Origin of the sequence: Vibrio sp. HENC-03, from assembly GCF_000305755.2 — a bacterium.
In the GTDB taxonomy this organism is placed as follows: Bacteria; Pseudomonadota; Gammaproteobacteria; order Enterobacterales; family Vibrionaceae; genus Vibrio; species Vibrio owensii.
The window spans coordinates 251,787-272,347 of sequence record NZ_JH976049.1 but is presented as its reverse complement, the minus strand read 5'-3'; the positions used below and the strand labels follow the sequence as shown (position 1 = coordinate 272,347).

The 20,561-nt window shown below is 45.8% G+C and carries 15 protein-coding genes; 5 read left to right on the top strand and 10 right to left on the bottom strand.

The window, feature by feature from the left end:
* A partial coding sequence (locus VCHENC03_RS27920; protein ID WP_009704415.1) for a tandem-95 repeat protein occupies positions 1-1,974 on the bottom strand: 1,974 nt, incomplete at its 3' end.
* Between the two features lie 402 nt (positions 1,975-2,376).
* Between VCHENC03_RS27920 and VCHENC03_RS23210 the strand changes: the two genes are divergently transcribed.
* The 4 genes from VCHENC03_RS23210 to VCHENC03_RS23225 all read left to right on the top strand — a co-directional run bounded on the left by VCHENC03_RS23210 (position 2,377) and on the right by VCHENC03_RS23225 (position 6,929).
* Positions 2,377-3,687 (top strand): TolC family outer membrane protein, encoded by a 1,311-nt coding sequence (locus VCHENC03_RS23210; RefSeq protein ID WP_009704414.1) that lies wholly within the window; start codon positions 2,377-2,379, stop codon positions 3,685-3,687.
* A 3-nt stretch (positions 3,688-3,690) separates the two neighbouring features.
* Positions 3,691-4,305 carry an OmpA family protein gene (locus VCHENC03_RS23215; protein ID WP_009704413.1) on the top strand — a complete coding sequence of 205 codons (615 nt, stop codon included), beginning with the start codon at positions 3,691-3,693 and terminating at the stop codon, positions 4,303-4,305.
* A 111-nt stretch (positions 4,306-4,416) separates the two neighbouring features.
* Complete coding sequence (locus VCHENC03_RS23220; protein ID WP_005443612.1) at positions 4,417-4,770, top strand: DUF2750 domain-containing protein; 354 nt, start codon at positions 4,417-4,419, stop codon at positions 4,768-4,770.
* A 191-nt stretch (positions 4,771-4,961) separates the two neighbouring features.
* On the top strand, positions 4,962-6,929 hold the full coding sequence (locus tag VCHENC03_RS23225; protein ID WP_009704412.1) for a tetratricopeptide repeat-containing diguanylate cyclase: 1,968 nt from the start codon (positions 4,962-4,964) through the stop codon (positions 6,927-6,929).
* Here the strand turns inward: VCHENC03_RS23225 and queC are convergent.
* Together queC and queE are read right to left on the bottom strand one after the other, a co-directional pair.
* A complete protein-coding gene (queC, locus tag VCHENC03_RS23230; RefSeq protein ID WP_009704411.1) occupies positions 6,886-7,584 on the bottom strand; it encodes a 7-cyano-7-deazaguanine synthase QueC in 699 nt (232 codons plus the stop codon). The genes VCHENC03_RS23225 and queC overlap by 44 nt on opposite strands.
* Positions 7,585-7,598: 14 nt before the next feature.
* Complete coding sequence (gene queE, locus VCHENC03_RS23235) at positions 7,599-8,249, bottom strand: 7-carboxy-7-deazaguanine synthase QueE (RefSeq protein ID WP_009704410.1); 651 nt, start codon at positions 8,247-8,249, stop codon at positions 7,599-7,601.
* Positions 8,250-8,414: 165 nt separating this feature from the next.
* Between queE and VCHENC03_RS23240 the strand changes: the two genes are divergently transcribed.
* The gene (locus VCHENC03_RS23240; protein WP_009704409.1) at positions 8,415-9,224 is read left to right on the top strand and encodes a Cof-type HAD-IIB family hydrolase; all 810 of its coding nucleotides are present in this window, start codon (positions 8,415-8,417) and stop codon (positions 9,222-9,224) included.
* Between the two features lie 73 nt (positions 9,225-9,297).
* Here the strand turns inward: VCHENC03_RS23240 and VCHENC03_RS23245 are convergent, their stop codons facing one another.
* From VCHENC03_RS23245 to prpC, 7 genes are all read right to left on the bottom strand, one after another.
* Positions 9,298-10,737 (bottom strand): bifunctional NUDIX hydrolase/phosphatase PAP2 family protein, encoded by a 1,440-nt coding sequence (locus VCHENC03_RS23245; protein WP_009704408.1) that lies wholly within the window; start codon positions 10,735-10,737, stop codon positions 9,298-9,300.
* A 307-nt stretch (positions 10,738-11,044) separates the two neighbouring features.
* Positions 11,045-12,589 carry a trypsin-like serine protease gene (locus VCHENC03_RS23250; RefSeq protein WP_009704407.1) on the bottom strand — a complete coding sequence of 515 codons (1,545 nt, stop codon included), beginning with the start codon at positions 12,587-12,589 and terminating at the stop codon, positions 11,045-11,047.
* Positions 12,590-12,789: 200 nt separating this feature from the next.
* A complete protein-coding gene (locus VCHENC03_RS23255; RefSeq protein WP_009704406.1) occupies positions 12,790-13,272 on the bottom strand; it encodes a GNAT family N-acetyltransferase in 483 nt (160 codons plus the stop codon).
* Between the two features lie 160 nt (positions 13,273-13,432).
* Positions 13,433-15,313, bottom strand: a complete 1,881-nt coding sequence (locus VCHENC03_RS23260; protein ID WP_009704405.1) for a propionyl-CoA synthetase — start codon at positions 15,311-15,313, stop codon at positions 13,433-13,435.
* A 61-nt stretch (positions 15,314-15,374) separates the two neighbouring features.
* A complete protein-coding gene (gene prpF / locus VCHENC03_RS23265) occupies positions 15,375-16,562 on the bottom strand; it encodes a 2-methylaconitate cis-trans isomerase PrpF (RefSeq protein ID WP_009704404.1) in 1,188 nt (395 codons plus the stop codon).
* Between the two features lie 23 nt (positions 16,563-16,585).
* Complete coding sequence (gene acnD, locus VCHENC03_RS23270; protein WP_009704403.1) at positions 16,586-19,195, bottom strand: Fe/S-dependent 2-methylisocitrate dehydratase AcnD; 2,610 nt, start codon at positions 19,193-19,195, stop codon at positions 16,586-16,588.
* Between the two features lie 133 nt (positions 19,196-19,328).
* Complete coding sequence (prpC, locus tag VCHENC03_RS23275) at positions 19,329-20,471, bottom strand: bifunctional 2-methylcitrate synthase/citrate synthase (RefSeq protein ID WP_009704402.1); 1,143 nt, start codon at positions 20,469-20,471, stop codon at positions 19,329-19,331.
* Positions 20,472-20,561 lie beyond the last annotated feature (90 nt).

The following is a 20,561-nucleotide window of genomic DNA, read 5'->3' as shown; positions in this document are numbered from 1 at the left end:
ACCATTTACAGGGCCATTGCCAGCTTCTACAGATACCACTGGCGATTGGCCTTCGAAAGTATCGTTATCCAACACGTTCAAAATGGTTGGCGTATCTTCAACGATATCTGCACTATCAGCGACAATATCGGCAACGGCGTTGACTGTGAAATCAACCGTCTGGCTCACTTCCAAACCGCTTAGATCTGTCGCGGTAAACGTTAACTCTTCAGAACCATTCCAGTCAGCGGTTGGGGTGATAGTTGCGATACCATCGACAATCGATACTTGTATATTGCTGTTACCAGAAACGCTGAACGTCAGTTCGCTGTCTGAGTTATCAACATCGCTGAATGCGTTATTTAAGTTAATCGTGTATTCGGCAAAGTCTTCTTGTAGAACTTGGGGTGGGATAACATTTTCGGTTGTTGGAGCATCATTAAGTGGATTAACTGTTACCGAGACTTCCGCTTCATCCTCTAACGCACCATCTGAAACGGTGTAGCCAATGGTTGCTTCGCCGTTGAAGTTTTCTGCTGGAGTAAAGACAAGCTTACCGTCTACGATCTCAACCGTACCTTGCTCTGCAGGAACAGACGCATTCACGATGGTCAGTGTGTCACCGTCAACATCGGTATCATTTGGTAATACATCAATGGTTACTGGCGTATCTTCGTCCGTCGCAGTGCTGTCATCATTCGCGATTGGGGCGTCGTTTACTGGATTTACGGTTACCGAAACTTCCGCTTCATCTTCTAATGCACCATCAGAAACTGTGTAGCTAATGGTTGCTTCGCCATTGAAGTTTTCTGCTGGAGTAAACACAAGCTTACCGTCTACGATCTCAACCGTACCTTGCTCTGCAGGAACAGACGCGTTCACGATGGTCAATGTGTCACCGTCAACATCGGTATCGTTTGGTAGCACATCAATGGTGACTGGCGTATCTTCGTCCGTCGTAGTGCTGTCGTCATTCGCGATTGGGGCGTCGTTTACTGGATTTACGGTTACCGAAACTTCCGCATCATCTTCTAATGTACCATCAGAAACTGTGTAGCTAATGGTAGCGTCGCCGTTGAAGTTTTCTGCTGGAGTAAAGACAAGCTTACCGTCTACGATCTCAACCGTACCTTGCTCTGCAGGAACAGAAGCATTCACGATGGTCAGCGTATCGCCGTCAACATCGGTGTCATTTAGTAGTACATCAATGGTAACTGGCGTATCTTCATCCGTTTCAGTACTGTCATTATTTGCTACTGGAGCATCATTTACAGGATTAACAGTAACCGACACCGTTGCTTCATCTGACAATTCACCATCAGTCACAACATAAGTTATGGTTGCTTCACCGTTAAAATCTTCAGCCGGAGTAAAGACCAATTCACCATCAACAATTTCAACACTTCCCTGCTCTTCAGGAACAATTGCCGATTCGATAAATAAGTTTTCACTATCCAAGTCTTCATCATTGGCAAGGACATCGATAGTGATAGAAGCATCTTCATCAGTCGCCACCGTATCATCGCCTGCCACTGGCGGCGCAGGTTCCGATGCGACAACATTTCCTCGCAAAGCACTAAGATATAGATCATTTAGTGATAGGATCTGCGTTTCTGAAAAGCCCAGAGATTCTATACCCGTTGTTTCAAATCCGGTACCTGCCAATAATTCGGCGCCAATACGATTAACTGTTCCGCTCGTCTGTAAACTTGAGCCAGTACTTTCCCCTGCCGCAGTAGCAAATTCGTCACCCAATTGCGTTGGATCTTGTCCAGATTCAAGTGCACCGATAATTTGAGCAACATCATCTGAAACATCTTGTACACCGTTGTCTTTTACTAGTTGAACCTTTAAGCCAATTTGCTCTACATCATTTCGTTCAACGATTACTTCACCCGGCAATGGTTGCTCATTCTCAGCAAGTGTTCGTAGCTTTCCATCCAAACCTACTACAACTAACTGTCCAACTGATGAAACTAAGGATGTACGATCCATATAAACCCCTGACCTAAAATTACTGTCAACATTTTGACCAATGATACTTATTTGCTATATATTGCCCGAATATATATCGCAATAACAGTGCATTAACACTAAATTACAACTTCCAAGTCACATATTAGTTATACAAATGTATATAACGGCTCAAAGTGATGAGAATCACAAACATATGGGCGCCCATACCAAATAAGCGATGAAAAACATGATATTAGTTCAAACTATAATGAGAATACCATACCAATAGAAAACACACAGTTACACATCAATAAGTATAGCAACTAGTCACATAGTTGATTGTTAATAGCTTTGTGCGTTAAATTATTGACGCCAATGGAGGCCAATTAATTTATAAGAACAATTTCTCGCCTCTAAAATTACTTAATTAGGAGAATCACAGTGAAGTGGACTCGTGCCAACGCCTTTTGCTTAGGTGTGCTCGCGACTAGCCCTGCAATAGGGCAAACGTTAGAGCAAGCAGTCGAAAATGCACTTAAGACGAACCCCGATATAAAAAGCGCGTTTAATGAATTCGTAAGTAAGCAGTACGTGAATGAAGCCTCGAGCGGCGCTTACCTCCCTTCGGTAGATCTTGATGCAGGAATTGGATATGAAGGCATCGATCCTGCAGAATCCGGAAGAGAGTCTACAGATCTCACTAGAAAAGAAGCGACCGTCACGCTCACTCAGTTGATATGGGATGGCTCAGCTACGCTCAATGACATAGACAGAACCGCAGCAGATGCTGAGTCTGTCAGATTTCAATTACTTGCAGATGCGCAAGACACTGCACTTGAAGTATCAAAAGTATATCTAGATGCTGTAAAAGCATACGAAATCTTAACGCTTTCAGAAAACAACCTGAAAGTGCACAAGAAAATCTATCAAGACATCAAAAAGCGAGTTGATTCTGGTATCGGCTCAACGGCTGATTTAACACAAGTAGAAGCACGTCTAGCTAAAGCTCATGGAAATCTAGCCGCTGCACAAAACAACTTATTCGACAGCCATACCATGTTTACTCGAATTGTCGGTCAATCACCTCAAGGGTTAATATTTCCTCGTGCAGATCAAAACTTCATCCCTTACACGATAGATGATGCGATCGACTTGGCATTTCAAGCCCACCCAGTAATTCAGATTTCAATGGCAGATGTCGATTCAGCGAAGTTCCAATATAAACAGTCGAAAGGAACTTACTACCCCACGCTATCTGTTGAAGCCGCGCAAACCTGGCGAGATGATGCAGGTGGTATTGAGGGGCGTGGTGACGAAACCACTGCGATGCTACGTATGCGTTACAACCTTTTCAATGGTGGTAGTGATGTAGCCAATGCAGAGAGCTTTGCGTACCAGTTAAACAAAGCAAAAGATCTGCGCGAAAGAGCGTATCGAAACGTTGAAGAAGGATTAAGACTCTCTTGGAGTGCTTTGGATCTCACACAGCAGCAAAAACAGTTCTTATCTGATCACGTTGATTCAGCCTCTCAAACCGTTATCGCTTATGAGAAACAGTATCGAATTGGTAAACGTACCCTACTCGACTTATTGAACACTGAAAACGAATTGTTTGAAGCTCGTAAAGATTATTTAGATGCGAAATACGCTGAGCAATACGCGAAGTACCGTGTAATGAACGCGACAGGTCAGTTACTCAACGCACTCCGTGTTGACGTTCCGGTCGAGTGGAATCAGAAGGTGGAGTACTAGACCATGAGAGCAACAAAAATTCTTTTAGCGCTAGGTGTATTGCTCACTACCCATTTTGCAGTAGCTGAGGATGAATACGAGTATGTAGAAACGCCTCACGCCGAGCAAATTGCAGACCTTCTGGACGATGATAATGATGGCGTAATCAATGCGCGAGATCTGTGTCCTGGAACGCCCGCGACTTCAGAGATCGACAACGACGGTTGTGGTGAGTACGTAAAATCGTCTGAAAAAATGCAAGTAAGAGTACTATTTGCAAATGACTCTGATGAAATTAACTCGGTGTTCCGTCGCCAAATTCGTGAATTATCAGAATTCTTAAAAGAGTACCCTAATACATCCATTGAGTTGCAAGGTTACGCTAGCAAAGTCGGTGGTTCACAACACAATTTAGACTTGTCAAAACGTCGAGCGAACAACGTTCGTACAGCACTGCTTGGGTATGGTATCGATTCAGATAGAGTTCGCATTGTTGGATTTGGTGATACGCACCTAGCCCAACAAGGTACCGATGAAGTGAGCCACGCTCTTAACCGTCGAGTGACTGCTTCAGTCATTGGTTACAAAGGTGAAATCAAGAAAGAATGGACTATTTTCACCACACTTCCAAAAAGTTAATTTGAGGAGCTTCGGCTCCTTTTCTTTTTCAACCTTGCTAAACCGTATTATGCTTTAGGAATCGGCACTTTAGTGGTAATCTACTCGCGTCATAACAATGAGAGTTTTGAAATGAGCAAACTTACATCAGATATCCAAGCAAACCTTGACCTTTTCGTTGCTGAAACCAAAGAAAACCAGTTGGTTTGGGGTCTACGTAATGAAGAAGGTTGGTTATCTTGTGAATCAACTGAATTCGAAAACAGCGAGGTTATGCCTTTCTGGTCTACTAAGGAAGATGCACAAACACACAACGTTGAAGAATGGGCAGATTTCGAAGTACTAGAAATCCCTCTAGATATCTTTGTTGAAGATTGGCTTCTAACTCTTGCAGAAGATGGCGTGCTTGTTGGTACAAACTGGAACGCTCAGCTAGAAGGTAAAGAGGTTGAACCTCAAGATCTAGCTAAACTGTACGTAGGCTAATTCCTAAAGACCTCAGCATCGTGCTGGGGTCTGCTTTATTGTTACTTACCTTTTCGATGTAAAGCTCGACCGAGCGCATAATTTTCTTCATTCCATTATCTATACCCTTCGGCTTTTGTCACAATGAACTGTACCTAATTGGTATATCATTCTGAGCAAACAATATAAAAATAACATAAGGTTACATCACTATGCGTACCCTGCTTTCTTTGCTTGCGTCACTCCTAATCGGCGGTCAGGCAAACGCAAGTGACACTCAAAATATCACCCAATGGCATGCTGTCTATCAAGCTACGATGAAAACAAACGCTAAGTCTGCGCTCAGCATGCTGCAAGATCGATATCATAGCGCCGATTCTAATAGCGAAAAGTTGTACGTTAGCGGCTTGATTTACGAATACATGTCGAATATTGATCAGCCGTATTATGGAAGCAGTCAAATATTAGAAAACCGCTTTGCCAAGCTTGAGTCCAAATACATTCTTGCACTGACAGAACGAAAAAATGGCAACTACGATACGTCAGTAAACGTTTTTACTTCCTTACTACAAAGTGCAAAACAGCGAAGTGATGAAGAAACTAAAGCATTGATGAACTATCAGCTTTGCTACACGTTGAATCAACAGGGCCAGTACCACAAAGCAAGCTTCTTTTGTTCATCATTAAACAATCATTTATCGGGCGATCATCAACAAAATATCCCTTCGGATCTTGCTTTACGTGTTATCGCGAACAACTTTGACTTTCGCGGCGAGTATGAGATTGCACTGAATTTGTACCGTCGATTACTGACAGAAATGCCGACTCAAAGTGACCCAACCGGTGTTTACAATGACGTTGGTAACTTACTGAGCGAGTTAGGTCAGTTTGAGCAATCCGAACAATACTTAATACAGGCCTTGTTGGCACGCCAACTTGAATCAACACCGCTAGAAGTCGCACAGGTCGAACATAGCTTGGCGGCGATGTATAGCAAGTCTATGGATTATGAAAAAGCGGTCAGCCACTACAAGAACGCATTGACGCTTCTTGAGGATCTTAACTATCCCTACGGTCAAGGGTTAACTTATCTTGGACTTGGTTCCGCTTATGTTGATTCTGGCGATTTGAAAAATGCAGTACCTTACATTAAAAGTGCACTTGCATTGGGTAGGCAATACGAAAATAAGCGTCTGCAAACTGAAAGCCATCTGACCGCGGGCTTTGCTTATTTGAAGCACGATTCTCTACGCGAGGCTTTGGAACACGCGCAAGCGGCGTTAGAACTCGCCAACAAAAACTCCACTTCAGCTCTACAAGCTAAAGCCCAGCTGTTGTTGTCGCAGATTTATCAAAAGCAAAATGATTTTTCTAACGCCCTCTCACACTATCAAAATTACGCAAAGCTCGAACTTGCTAGCCGTGATGCCAACAACGTAAAAGCAATTGAGGCGTTGGATCTAACAAAAAGCGAGTACGAATATGAACTTCAACTCGTCAAAATAGACAATGAGCGAAACCTTAAGCTCTTAGAACTTGAGAAGTTAGGTGAACAGCAACGAGCTTATAACTTTGTGAGTTTCTGTCTGCTTACTATTTTACTAGTCGTGTTGTTCGTATTGCGCAATACCAAGATCAAATCACGTTTAGATAGGCTTACCGGTTCGTTAAACCGAAGCACAATCATTGAAAAAATCAGAAATCAAACCGTCAGTGCTCCAGAAGACATGCGCTATGTATTAGCCCTGATCGACTTAGACAACTTTAAACTGCTCAATGACAAGCACGGACACCCAACTGGCGACTTGGTGTTGAAGCACGTGTGTAAAGCGATTCAAGTTAAATTGAATAAAGGTGAGTATCTTGGTCGATTGGGAGGCGAAGAGTTTATCTTGCTGCTGAAGAACGTGGATGAGATTGATGTGCCATTCCGTATCCAGAGCCTACACAAAACTATCTCTGAAAAACAAATTAAGAGCACTAACGACGAGACTCTCAATGTGACAGCAAGCTTGGCCTACCTCTCAACGTCTAAGCCACTCAGTAACTTCGATGAGTTGTATTCGATACTAGACCAAGCTTTGTATCAATCTAAAAAGAACGGACATAATGCCGTGATTGATGCGTACAACGAGCCTATTGACCTTCCGTCTTCTGCTTTTGCATCAACGACTGCATAACGGCGTCTTTGTTGTTTAGATAGTCATCTAAGCCCGCTTTGCGCAGGTCGCAAGACGGGCAATCACCACAACCATCACCGATGATGCCGTTGTAGCAAGTTAGCGTGCTTTCACGAACTAGTTGCAGCGCATCATATTGATCAGCCAGTGCCCACGTTTCTGCTTTGTTCAACCACATTAGCGGAGTTTTGATTTCAAACTGACGATCCATCCCCTTAACCAAAGCACTGTTCATCGCTTTCACGAAATCATCACGACAATCTGGATAGCCACTAAAGTCTGTTTCACAAACACCAGTAATGACGGTTTCTGCGCCAATTTGGTAAGCGTAGATGCCAGCAAGCGTTAGGAACAAAATATTGCGACCTGGAACAAATGAGTTCGGCAAACCGTTTTCTTGAAGTTCATGAGAAACTGGAATGTCGTCACGTGTCAGAGAGCTAATGGCCAGTTCATTCAGTAAGCCAACATCCATCACTTTGTGTGCAGCGACGCCAAGATCTTTTGCAACTTTCTCAGCCACTTCAATCTCCAGCTTATGACGCTGACCGTAATCGAATGTGATGGCATGTACTTCGTCAAACTCTTTTAAGGCTTGAACCAGACATGTTGTAGAGTCCTGTCCACCACTGAAAACAACGACTGCTTTTTTCATCTTTCTCTCCGAGCTTAAGCAATACTTAGGTATTTATGAGTTTGAACCGACAAACGCCAGTTGCGAGCAACACAGGTATCAATACACAGTTGTGTAGCGCGAGGCTTCTGACTGATAGGCTGAAGTGCGATTACTGTCTTCTCAGCGATGTCTGCTGACGCCAACAACGAATCAAGCTGATCGATGTCTTTTTGGGTACCCACCGGGTGTTTGATCTCATTTGCGCGTTCTAATGCACTTTTGAGTACTGGTAGCTTCCCTTTCATTGCGACCTTAGGTGACACTGTCACCCATGTACTTTCTGAAGTTACCACCTCTGAAGTACCACTGGTTTCGATTTGGCATTGGCAACCCATTTCTTCAAATGCAGCCGTCAACGCACGTAAATCATAAATGCATGGTTCGCCACCAGTGATCACAATGTGCTTCGCATTGAAGCCCTGCTTTTTGTATTCAGCTACGATGTCTTCTGCCGATGCGAAACACCACGTTGGAGAATCTTCTGTTTTCACCAAGATATCACCGATCTGGCGCTGGTCTTCCTCTTCTGCGTACCAAGTCTGTTTCGTATCGCACCAAGAACACCCAACCGGACATACTTGTAAACGCACAAAAACCGCTGGCACACCAGTGAAAACCCCTTCCCCTTGGATGGTTTCAAACATCTCATTTAGCTTATACAACGTAGAACTCACTCAACTCATTATACTTCGAGGCGAAGACCTTAATGGAGAGGCGCACTCAGGTCAATTTAAACCAAAAATAAATTGTTAAAATAGGTTGTTTTGTAGTTTCATACGCAGGTTCCCCATTTTTTAAGGTAAGTAAAGATGTACAAGCTGATCGCCCTAGACATGGACGGCACGTTGCTAAACAGCGACAAAGTAATTTCTGAAGAGAACAAGCAAGCCATTGCAAAAGCACGTGAAGCGGGTGTGACCGTTGTCCTTGCTTCTGGCCGCCCTCTTGAGGGAATGCAAGACAAGCTAGACGAGTTAAACATCAACTCAGACAAAGACTTTGTTTTGTACTACAACGGTTCTATGGTGAAAAACATTGGTACCAATGAAATCATCCACCAGCAGATCATTGATGGCAAAGCCGCGAAGAAAATTGCACGTAAAGCACGCGAGCTTGGCGCTTATGTTCACGCATTCAGCCAAGAGCATGGTCTGATCACAGAAGAAAACAACCCTTACACTGACATCGAAGCAAAAATCAATGGCGTAGAAGTCACTGAGATGAACTTTGATGCGCTTGAAGATGATCACGCTATCATCAAAGCAATGATGGTTGCAGAGCCAAGCAAACTAACTGAAGTTATCTCAGCCCTACCAGCAGAGCTAAAACAAGAGTTTACCGTTGTGCAAAGTGCGCCTTTCTTCTTAGAGTTCTTGAATCCATCAAGCAACAAAGGCGTTGGTGTTTCGGCAATCGCAGAATACTTAGGCATCAAAGCTGAAGAAGTGATTTGTATGGGCGATGCAGAGAACGATCACCACATGCTTGAATACGCAGGTCTTGGTATCGCAATGGCGAACGCAATGGAAGAAACCAAACAAATCGCAGACTACATCACAGTCAGCAACGACGAGCACGGTGTAGCAAAATCGATCGAGAAATTTGTGCTTAACGCGTAATCCTCTGAGTCGAACTGAATTGATGTAAAAAAGCCTCGCATTTGAGCGAGGCTTTTTGTTATCCATTTTCTAGCTAAGCGCCTTGTTTCGCACGCTTTCCACACGTCAGTTTTCTAGCTAACGTAATAAAAGTCAGCATTAGCAACGGATAATGGAACGTATTAAAGACCAGAGACCAGAACCCACTGAACGAAACCGTTGTTCCCAAGTAGAGATAGAGTTGATCAACCAACAACAAGGCCAAAATAACAAACAACATCTGCTGGCGCTCAAATCGAATATCCGACTCTTTAAATGTCATAACCAGTGCAGACGCTGTAATTAAAATCGCTAACCAACTGGTGAACACAGGCAATGGCCAGATAACAGAGATCACTGCCGTAATTGCTGTCATGGTGAACCAAACCCCTTTCGAGGTGAGCAGTCTATCGACGTCTATTTCTGGATTATCTTCCAAACGTAAAACATGCCATGCCACTAGAACGCCCAGTAACGCACCAACAGACATATCCAGAATAAACGCAGTCCCTAAGAAGAACTTGCAGAACATTACGGTTAAAGTGACCAAGCCCGTCAACAAAGTGATTCGATTTAATCCAAAACTCTTCGTTCTTTGGAATAAGAAGGTCATCACACAGAACCAAATCGCGATCGGCAAGCTTGGGAAACTAAAGCCAAAGCTATGCGTTAACTCTGTGATCGGCATATAAACGTGCGGCCTTGGTAGCGAGAACCCCTGCTGCGCAACCAATACCATTAGAGAAGTCGCAGTGATAGAGAAAAATAGACGGTAAACGAAACGGCTATCAAACTTCATCATGACAAACGGGAACAAGAACAACAGAAACGTCGGGTTGCTGATGCTCGTTACCAATTTCGCAACTTCACAGGTTGTTTCACGGCTTGCTGACGAAAATGACGCGATCCAGCTTTGTAGGTCAACCATCCAAGAAAGCTCAAGTTGACGAAAACCCGGTGCGGAGTCTATCAATTGGTCAACATAGACGACTGATTGATTTGTCGCTCGCGAATAAAATTCAGCCACCTCTTTCCATTGCGCAGGATAACGGTAAAGAGAAGCAGACATGTTGCTCGGGTTTGCAATCATTGCAGAGGCGACTTCTACGCCATAATGCGGCGCAAACCAAATTGGAAGCTCGTTCCCATCTAAAGTGTTGGTCATCGAAAACGCAATCACTTCTGAATCAGAGACACAATCATAGAATACAGCTGTATCCGTTCTACCTAGCTCCTCGCCGACAGTGACAACTAAGCCAGTTTCTTCCCAAGTTTCTCGTTGAGCCGCGAGTTTTGGTGACTCACCTTCAATAACAGTACCACCAGGAAGAGAAATCTTATTGGTTAATATTTCATGGATTAAAACCAGTTTGTCATCTGCGCGGACAATACAAAGCGCCCCTTTTACGTCTTCAGGAAGAGGATTCGCGGCAGATGTAGGAGATACAAACAAAGAAATGGAATACAGGATGAGAAAAAACAGCTGTCTCAGCACAAAATACGACCTTTAACAAAAAAGAAGAATCACTCAGCTATGATGGCAGGAATACCAATATTTTTCGACATAAATTAAGTAACCAGTTGTACATTTAGCACACATGTCAAAAAACGCTTTGCGACACTCTTCAAAATAGTTCTGACAAAAATCAGACATAACTCGAAATATTGGCTGCGATTTTGCCAGTTATATTAAGTTAACGTCAGAGGAATTTACGTGGATTTTACGCCTTCTCAGAATTGAAACAAGAAAGAGAGATTATTGTCGACAACAAATAAACTCTCTTTATGGTTCAGTTATGCATTTACAGCTTTAACCATGCATCTGTCCAAGCCGAGCCCACACCCGGCTCATATGCACTTGGAGTTGAGCCACACCACAAACTGTTTGGCCAAGGCTTACATTGGTAACTTGCACCGTTATTCGTCACCACATCCCCTGCAGAATAATTCGTACCCGCTTGGTAAGCTTCACCTGAAGATGGCGGCGTAGGCTCTGTTGGTGGATCTACCGGAGGATTAGTCCCAGAACAATCTGAGCTGCCTATTGACTGCCATACTCCCCATGGACCAGATTCTGATGGGTTATCGCCTTGAGTCCACCATTGCGCTTGCCATAATTGACTAGCCCAAGTAACGGTTTCACCCGTGTTGTATACACCACTCGCTTTCCATTCATTATCACAACTACCGGGAGGCGGTGTCGTTGTACTAGTGGCGGAAGCTGTAGCCACTGCTTGGTATGTAGTACTGGTTTTATCGATACCAAAAGCCAAAGCGACACTCGCCTCACCTGCTTGAGAAGCGCCAAATTCCACATCGACACGACACGAGCCGCCTGCATTGAGTGTCGATTGTGCACATTGGTCTCTGGTGATCATCGCAGATTTCGTGACGCCAGAACTTTGTAGCTCCACACTTTCGACAGTAAACGCAACATTACCGATATTTTGAATACTGAAACTGTGTTGCTTCAGCTCGCCCACTTTAAAAGAACTTAAAGTCTGATTTGCCGTGTAACCAACAGAAACATTATCTGTCGGAGGCGTTGTCGTACCTACTACGCCATCAACAAAACTACGTAACGCCGCAATGTCGCTATACACGCCGTACTTACCTGGTCGGGCACAGCCTATACCCCAACTGACGATACCTAGCTGAGTGACGAGACCGTTGTTCTTAACGACGATGGGACCGCCGCTGTCTCCCTGACAAGAATCAATGCCACCTTGCGGAACACCCGCACAGAATGATACGGAGCCAACTGTGGTGTAATTACCGCCGGCTTGTCGACAAGTCGCATCAGAGACCAGAGGAACATCCACTTCTTGCAGCGCGGTTGGTGAACTGCCCCCCTCCGAAGTTCGGCCTAGGCCAGCGACGGTTAACCAATCACCGACGCCTGCATATTGTGAGACACTACCTGCTGCTATATCCACTTTCGCAACACCAGAAGGAATTGAAGTGAGCTTAAGCAATGCGATGTCGTTAGAAAGCGTAGAAGCATTGTAAGAAGGATGAATATAGATCTGGCTGACGTTAGAGCGTACACCATCAATGCCGTTATAAATCACACCACCAATTTTTACCGCGATTTGATTTGGTGTGTCACCGTCAACACAGTGAGCAGCAGTAAGTACGAAACCATCCCCAATATAACTCGCCCCGCAGAAAGAACGATTACCATCGCGGCTAACTATCTGCGTATAAAATTTCCAGTCATTGGGGTTTGCCGTGATACCACCCACGATATCCGGCTGAATTTCATTGTTTTGTGTTTGCGTGACTTGATCTGCACTTGCCAACATTGGCAATAACGCCGTTGCAAGTAAGGTTTTTGATAGATTCAATGTTATTTTCCTCTTGTTTTATGAGGCACTATTCATGTGCCACTTACAAAACAAGCAAACAAAAACAACATCACCAATTTGGATGAGAATGAGTCGCCGCACATTGCGACAAAACTAATAGCAAATACTGACTAGTAGACTCAACTTTTGCATCGTCAGATTACATAAGTCACTAAGTTACCGTCTTAGCTACGCATTAATTAACGATTGGATAACGACTTTCTTAACCAATGAATATGATGCCCAAAACCTTGGTTCTCGTAGAGAGAAATCGCAGTTTGGTTAAAGTCCCAAACCTCCACAAACATCTGTTTCACTCCATAATCAACGAATGTCGCCTCAATTTTTTCAATCAAAGCCTTCGCGGTTCCTTGCTTGCGATACTCTGGTAAGACGTAGAGCTCATCAACACTTCCCATCATTACTGGTTTACTAACCGTAGAAATAAGCTCGCAGAAGTGCCCTGACACAAAGCCGATGATCTCACCCTCTACTCTAGCGACATAAACCAAACATTCAGGGTTATCGAGATAACGAGCAATGCTCTTTTCTTGTTCGATTTCTTCTGCGGTTTTAAACAGCTCTGGGGATTGAATGTGGTGCTCATCATGCAGCTCGAACATCAAATCATTGAGTTGTTCAAGATCGTCAAAAAGCGCTGGTTTGATTACAAAAGTAGACATAGGAAAAGAAGCCAAAAACAGGAATCCATATAGTGTGTGTTTAAACACGAGATTAGGCAAGCAGGAATGCAAAAGCCTCTTGCCGACAAAGCAAGAGGCTTCGATATTTACGATTGGTCGCAGCTAATCTAAGATCGTGCTTAATTAAAATCGTACTTAACTAGCCGCGTTTAAGCACGCGCTCGATTTCGCCTAGACTGGATGGATCATCAATGGTTGATGGCACCACGTATTGCTCGCCATCGGCTATTTGACGAATGGTTCTTCGCAGAATTTTACCTGAGCGGGTCTTTGGCAAACGGTCAACAACCAGCGCATGTTTAAAGCACGCTACTGCCCCAATCTCGCTGCGCACTTTACCCACCAACTCACCTTCTAGCGTTAGATCATCAATCTTCACACCATCTTTAAGAACCACGAACCCAAGTGGTAGCTGCCCTTTTAACTCATCGTGGATACCGACTACCGCGCATTCCGCAATCGCTGGGTGACCACCAACGATTTCTTCCATCTCGCCAGTAGAAAGACGGTGACCTGCGACGTTAATTACGTCGTCAATACGCCCCATAATAAACAGGTAGCCATCTTCATCTAGGTAACCGCCATCTCCCGATACGTAGTAACCCGGAAATTGACTTAGATAACCGGTTTCAAAGCGGTCATGGTTGCGCCAGACAGTCGGTAGACAGCTTGGTGGTAATGGGCGTTTCAATGCCACAAAACCTTGTTGATTTGCGCCCACTGGCATGCCCATTTCGTTCAGAATCTCTACCTGATAGCCAGGAATTGGCTTGGTAGCAGAGCCTGCTTTTACCGGCATCATCTCGATACCGGTCGGATTGCCCGCGATCGCCCATCCGGTCTCCGTTTGCCACCAGTGGTCAATGACCGGCTTATCTGCTTTGCTTTCAACCCATTCTAGCGTTGGTGGGTCAAGGCGTTCGCCTGCCATAAATATTGAGTCGAGGTTGGACAAGTCGTATTGCTTGATGAACTCGCCTTCTGGGTCTTCTTTCTTAATTGCACGGAAAGCGGTTGGCGCGGAGAAAAGCACGTCCACTTTGTATTCATCACAAACACGCCAGAATGCACCCGGATCAGGTGTTCTCACCGGTTTGCCTTCGAATAGAATTGTTGTACAACCATGAATCAGCGGCGCGTACACAATGTAAGAGTGACCAACGACCCAACCTACATCCGATGCAGCCCAGAACACACCGTCTTGAGGAATGTTATAAATCGACGTCATCGAATATTTCATCGCCACGGCATGACCACCATTGTCACGCACCACGCCTTTTGGTTTCCCTGTTGTGCCAGAGGTATAGAGAATATAAAGAGGATCTGTCGCAAGCACAGAGACACACGCATGAGGCAAAGCTTGTGCGTATTCTTGCTGCCAATCTAAATCACGTTCTAGATTAAGTTCGGCTTCGCACTGGGGGCGCTGAAGAACAAAGACTTTCTCTGGCTTCCAACGACTGTCCATAATGGCTTTATCAACCATTGGTTTGTATGGAAGTACCTTATTGATTTCGATGCCACAAGACGCCGTCATGATGACTTTGGGTTCCGCATCTTCAATTCGAACGGCGAGCTCATTCGGGGCAAAACCGCCAAAAACCACCGAATGAATCGCGCCCAATCGAGCACTCGCCAGCATCGCCATTGCCGCCTCTGGGATCATCGGCATGTAGATGACCACACGATCGCCTTTGGTTACGCCTCGGTTGGAAAGCATACCCGCGATTTTTGCTACTTGGTCGCGCAAATCTTGATAGCTGTAAGTTTGTTTTTGACCCGTCACTGGCGAATCATAAATCAGTGCGGTTTTATCGCCTCTTCCTTGCTCGCAATGATAATCGAGCGCGAGCCATGACGTGTTCAATACGCCATCAGGAAACCAACGTTCAATTCCATGTTCGTCAGCTTGTAAGATGGTGTTTGGCGCTTCAAACCAATCGATGTTTTCAGCTTGAGCACGCCAAAAGTTTTCCGGTTCATTTTGTGCCCAAAGATATTCTTTTTGATATGCAGACATATTGCTTCCTCCAGTATGTCCTGACATTGCTTCTCTTAAGTATCACTACCATGCAATTGTGTTATTCAAAGACATTGGAGGGAACACGCACAAAGCCCTCCATCAGTATTCTCGCGCTGCGGCTCATGATGGCTTTCTCAACCACCCAACCTTGTTCTGTTTGTTTGGCTTTTGCCCCCACCTTAAGCGTTCCTGATGGATGCCCAAACGTCACAGATTCTTTCTCTCCGCCACCAGCCGCCAAATTGACTAAAGTACCCGGGACGCATGCCGCCGAGGCAATAGCGACCGCTGCGGTTCCCATCATGGCATGGTGAAGCTTGCCCATAGATAAAGCTCGGACGAGAATATCGACCTCACCTGCTTCAACGGCTTTACCACTCGACGATAAATAGGATTTAGGCTGGGAAACAAACGCAATCTTAGGCGTATGTTGACGTGTTTGAGCCTCTTCGAGCGAATCAATAAGCCCCATTTTTAGTGCGCCATAAGCACGAATGGACTCAAACCTCGCAAGGGCTGATTCATCGTTATTGATGTCATCTTGAAGCTCAGTGCCTTGGTAACCGAGCGCTTCTGCGTCTACGAAGATCGTCGGTATGCCTGCGTTGATGAAGGTGGCATTGAAGGTCCCAACATCCGGCACGACCAAATCGTCTACTAGATTGCCGGTTGGAAACATGCTGCCTTCACCATCAGCAGGGTCGAGGAAATCAACTTGGATTTCAGCGGCAGGGAACGTCACTCCATCAAGCTCAAACTCCCCTGTTTCTTGAACGAAACCATTTACGATTGGCACATGAATCAATATGGTTTTGCCAATATTTACCTGCCATACACGAACGGTAACGATGCCGTTTTGAGGAATACGATCTTCGTCGATCAACCCTGCATGAATGGCGAAAGGTCCGACTGCAGCAGAAAGGTTGCCACAGTTACCACTCCAATCGACAAACGGCTTATCTATCGATACTTGTCCGAACAGGTAATCAACGTCGTGATCGGCTCGCTCACTGCGCGACACAATCACAGTTTTACTGGTGCTGGAAGTCGCGCCGCCCATGCCATCAATTTGTTTGGCATACGGGTCAGGGCTACCAATCACACGAAGTAGCAGTTTGTCTCTTGCCTCGCCTGCGACTTGAGCTGGCTGTGGCAAATCTTCAAGGTTGAAGAACACGCCTTTGCTCGTACCGCCGCGCATGTAAGTCGCCGGGACTTTGATTTGGCTTTGCATCTTGCTGTCCATATCTTGCTCCGTTATTACGCTGTCTATTGCGAGAGGAAATCTTGAGCAAAGCGCTGTAACACGCCACCCGCTTTGTACACGTGAACTTCATCTTCGGTGTCGAGTCGACAAGTCACTGGCACATCAACCTTATCGCCATTAGCACGGGTAATCACCAACGCCAAATCAGTACCTGGAGTGATATCGCCGATAACGTCATAAAGTTCAGTGCCATCTAATTCGAGCGTCTTTCGGTTCACGCCATCTTTAAATTGCAGAGGAAGCACGCCCATGCCAACTAAATTGGTACGGTGAATGCGCTCAAAACCTTCCGCGACAATGGCTTCTACCCCCGCCAAGCGAACGCCTTTCGCCGCCCAATCTCGCGACGATCCTTGACCATAATCCGCACCCGCGACCACGATAAGCGGCTGCTTGCGATTCATGTAAGTCTCAATCGCTTCCCACATACGTGTCACTTTGCCTTCAGGTTCGACTCTCGCCAGCGATCCTTGCACGACTTCGCCATTTTCCTTGACCATTTCGTTGAACAGTTTCGGGTTAGCGAAAGTGGCACGCTGCGCGGTTAAGTGATCGCCTCGGTGAGTCGCGTATGAGTTAAAGTCTTCTTCTGGAACGCCCATCTTCGCGAGGTATTCGCCTGCGGCGCTGCTTGCCAAAATCGCGTTCGATGGCGACAAATGGTCGGTCGTAATGTTGTCGCCTAAAACGGCGAGAGGACGCATTGAAGACAGAGTTCGCTCACCAGCTAAAGCACCTTCCCCCTCTTTTTGCCAGTAGGGAGGTCGACGGATATACGTACTCATCGGGCGCCAATCGTAGAGTGGATTTGGATTGCGAGCCTCATCATTCAGTTTGAACATTTGAATGTAGACTTGATTAAACTGCTCGGGCTTAACGTACTCACCCACCACAGCATCAATTTCTTCATCCGTTGGCCACAAGTCGTTGAGATAAACCGGCTTGCCGTCTTTGTCTGTACCTAAAGAATCACGTTCGATATCAAAACGAATCGTCCCAGCTAACGCATAAGCAACGACCAAAGGTGGCGATGCTAAAAATGCTTGTTTTGCGTAAGGATGAATTCGACCATCAAAGTTGCGGTTCCCAGAAAGTACCGCCGTTGAATACAGATCTCGGTCGATGATTTCTTGTTGGATTTTCGGGTCAAGTGCGCCACTCATGCCGTTACAGGTTGTACACGCATAGGCGACGATACCAAAACCAAGCTTCTCCAATTCAGGGAGTAAGCCAGACTCTTCAAGGTATAGTCGAGCTACTTTAGAGCCCGGAGCAAATGAAGACTTCACCCAAGGTTTGCGCACCAAGCCAAGCTCATTCGCTTTCTTAGCAACCAAACCGGCCGCTACAACGTTTCTTGGGTTACTCGTGTTGGTACAAGAAGTAATCGCCGCAATGATCACCGCGCCATCTGGAAGTTCGCCTTCCTTCTCTTGCCACTCGCCAGAAACACCACGTTCAGCAAGCTCTGCGGTAGGTAAACGACGATGAGGATTGGATGGTCCAGCCAAATTGCGCCCGACTTGGGACAAATCGAACTCAAGCACGCGTTCGTAAACCGCCGTGTCTAAATCATCTGCCCATAAACCAGTTTGCTTGGCGTACTTCTCGACCAAGTCGACCTGTTGATCATCGCGCCCCGTCAGTTTGAGGTAATTAATGGTCTGCTCATCAATGTAGAACATCCCAGCGGTTGCACCGTATTCTGGCGTCATGTTTGAGATGGTCGCACGGTCGCCAATGGTTAGGTCTCGCGCCCCTTCACCAAAGAATTCGAGATAGGATGAAACCACGCGTTCATTTCGCAGGAACTCGGTAATTGCCAACACGATATCGGTAGCGGTAATACCCGGTTGACGCTTACCAGTCAGCTTCACTCCAACAATGTCTGGTAGACGCATCATCGACGGGCGACCAAGCATAACCGTCTCCGCCTCTAAACCGCCGACACCAATCGCAATAACGCCAAGAGAATCAACGTGAGGTGTGTGACTGTCCGTGCCGACACAGGTATCTGGGTAAGCAATGCCCTGCTTAGCTTGCACAACCGGAGACATTTTCTCCAAGTTGATTTGGTGCATGATGCCGTTACCCGCAGGAATAACACTGACGTTCTCAAATGCCGTCTTACACCACTCGATAAAGTGGAATCGGTCTTCGTTTCTGCGCTCTTCTATCGCGCGGTTTTTCTCAAACGCCTCTGGGTCAAAGCCTGCGTGTTCAACTGCCAGTGAATGGTCAACGATCAATTGCGTTTCAACCACAGGGTTTACTTTCGCCGGGTCACCGCCTTGTTCAGCAATCGCATCACGCAGACCAGCAAGGTCGACTAATGCGGTTTGTCCAAGGATGTCATGACAAACCACGCGCGCCGGATACCAAGGAAAATCGAGGTCACGCTTGCGTTCAATCAACTGTTTTAAGCTATCAGTGAGCGTATTTGGGTCACAGCGACGAACCAACTGCTCTGCTAAAACGCGTGAGGTGTATGGGAGCTTTTCATAGGCTCCGGGAGAAATATCGTTAACTGCTTCTCGGGTATCAAAATAATCGAGTTGGGTTCCCGGGAGCGGCTTACGATATTGAGTATTTATATTTGTGGTGATGCTCATGGGCTTGCTTCCGCTTTAGTGTACATCTTGTGCCTGAACGCACCGCGATACTGTTTTTGAAATGGATTCGCGGTGAAAGAGACGCCCCTTGTGAATGCCATGCAAGATGAAACTCACAAAGAGGCGTCACGCGCTAGCGTTGTTCGATTGGCACCCAGTCTTGATGATCCGGTCCGGTATAATCCGCACTTGGGCGAATGATTCGATTGTTCGCGCGTTGTTCATACACGTGCGCCGCCCAACCTGTCAGTCGGCTCATTACAAAGATTGGCGTAAACAATTTGGTCGGAATATCCATGAAGTGGTAAGCCGAAGCATGGAAGAAGTCGGCATTACAGAACAGACCTTTCTCACGCTTCATGACGGATTCCACTCGCTCAGAAACCGCGTAAAGATGCGTGTCACCCACCTCTTTTGATAACGCTTCTGACCAACGCTTGATCAGTGCATTACGAGGATCACTTTCGCGATAAATCGCATGCCCAAAGCCCATGATTTTGTCTTTGTTCTCTAGCATCTGAAGAATGTTTGCTTCTGCTTCATCTGGCGTTTGCCAATCTTGAATCATCTCCATCGCCGCTTCGTTTGCACCGCCATGAAGTGGACCACGTAACGTACCGATAGCAGCCGTAATACAAGAATGAAGATCAGAAAGCGTAGAAGCACATACGCGCGCTGCAAATGTTGAGGCATTGAATTCATGCTCTGCGTAGAGTATCAGAGAACAATGCATCACCTTTTTGTGCGTTTCGCTTGGCGCTTTATCAGTAAGCAGTTTTAGGAAGTAGCCGCCAATGCAGTCTTCACTGTTATCGTGCGTTTTGATTCGCACGCCATCGTGGCTGAAGCGATACCAGTAACAGATTATGGCAGGGAAAAGCGCCAGCATTCGCTCAGTAGCATGGAGCTGTTGCTCAAAGTCCATTTCTTGCTCTAAGTTACCCAACATAGAGCAACCTGTGCGCATAACGTCCATCGGGTGAGCATCAGCAGGGATCAGCTCTAACGCTTGCTTAAGCTCCGCTGGTAAGCCACGCAAGCTCAATAGATGTGTCTTGTACGCGTCTAGCTCTTGTTGATTAGGTAAGTGACCGCGTAACAGCAAATGCGCCACTTCTTCAAATTGAGCATGATTTGCCAAGTCCGTAATATCGTAACCACGATACGTTAGACCCGTCCCCGTTTTACCGACAGTGCATAAAGCTGTGCTTCCGGCGCTTTGACCGCGTAGACCTGCGCCACCTATCTCAGCTTTCTTTTCTACAGAATGAGGCATTGTTGAACTCCTTTTCTGTCTGATTTGGCTCTCTTAATGAGCTCTTTTGAATCAGACAATTTTCACGTTATTGGATTAGAGATTCTTTTC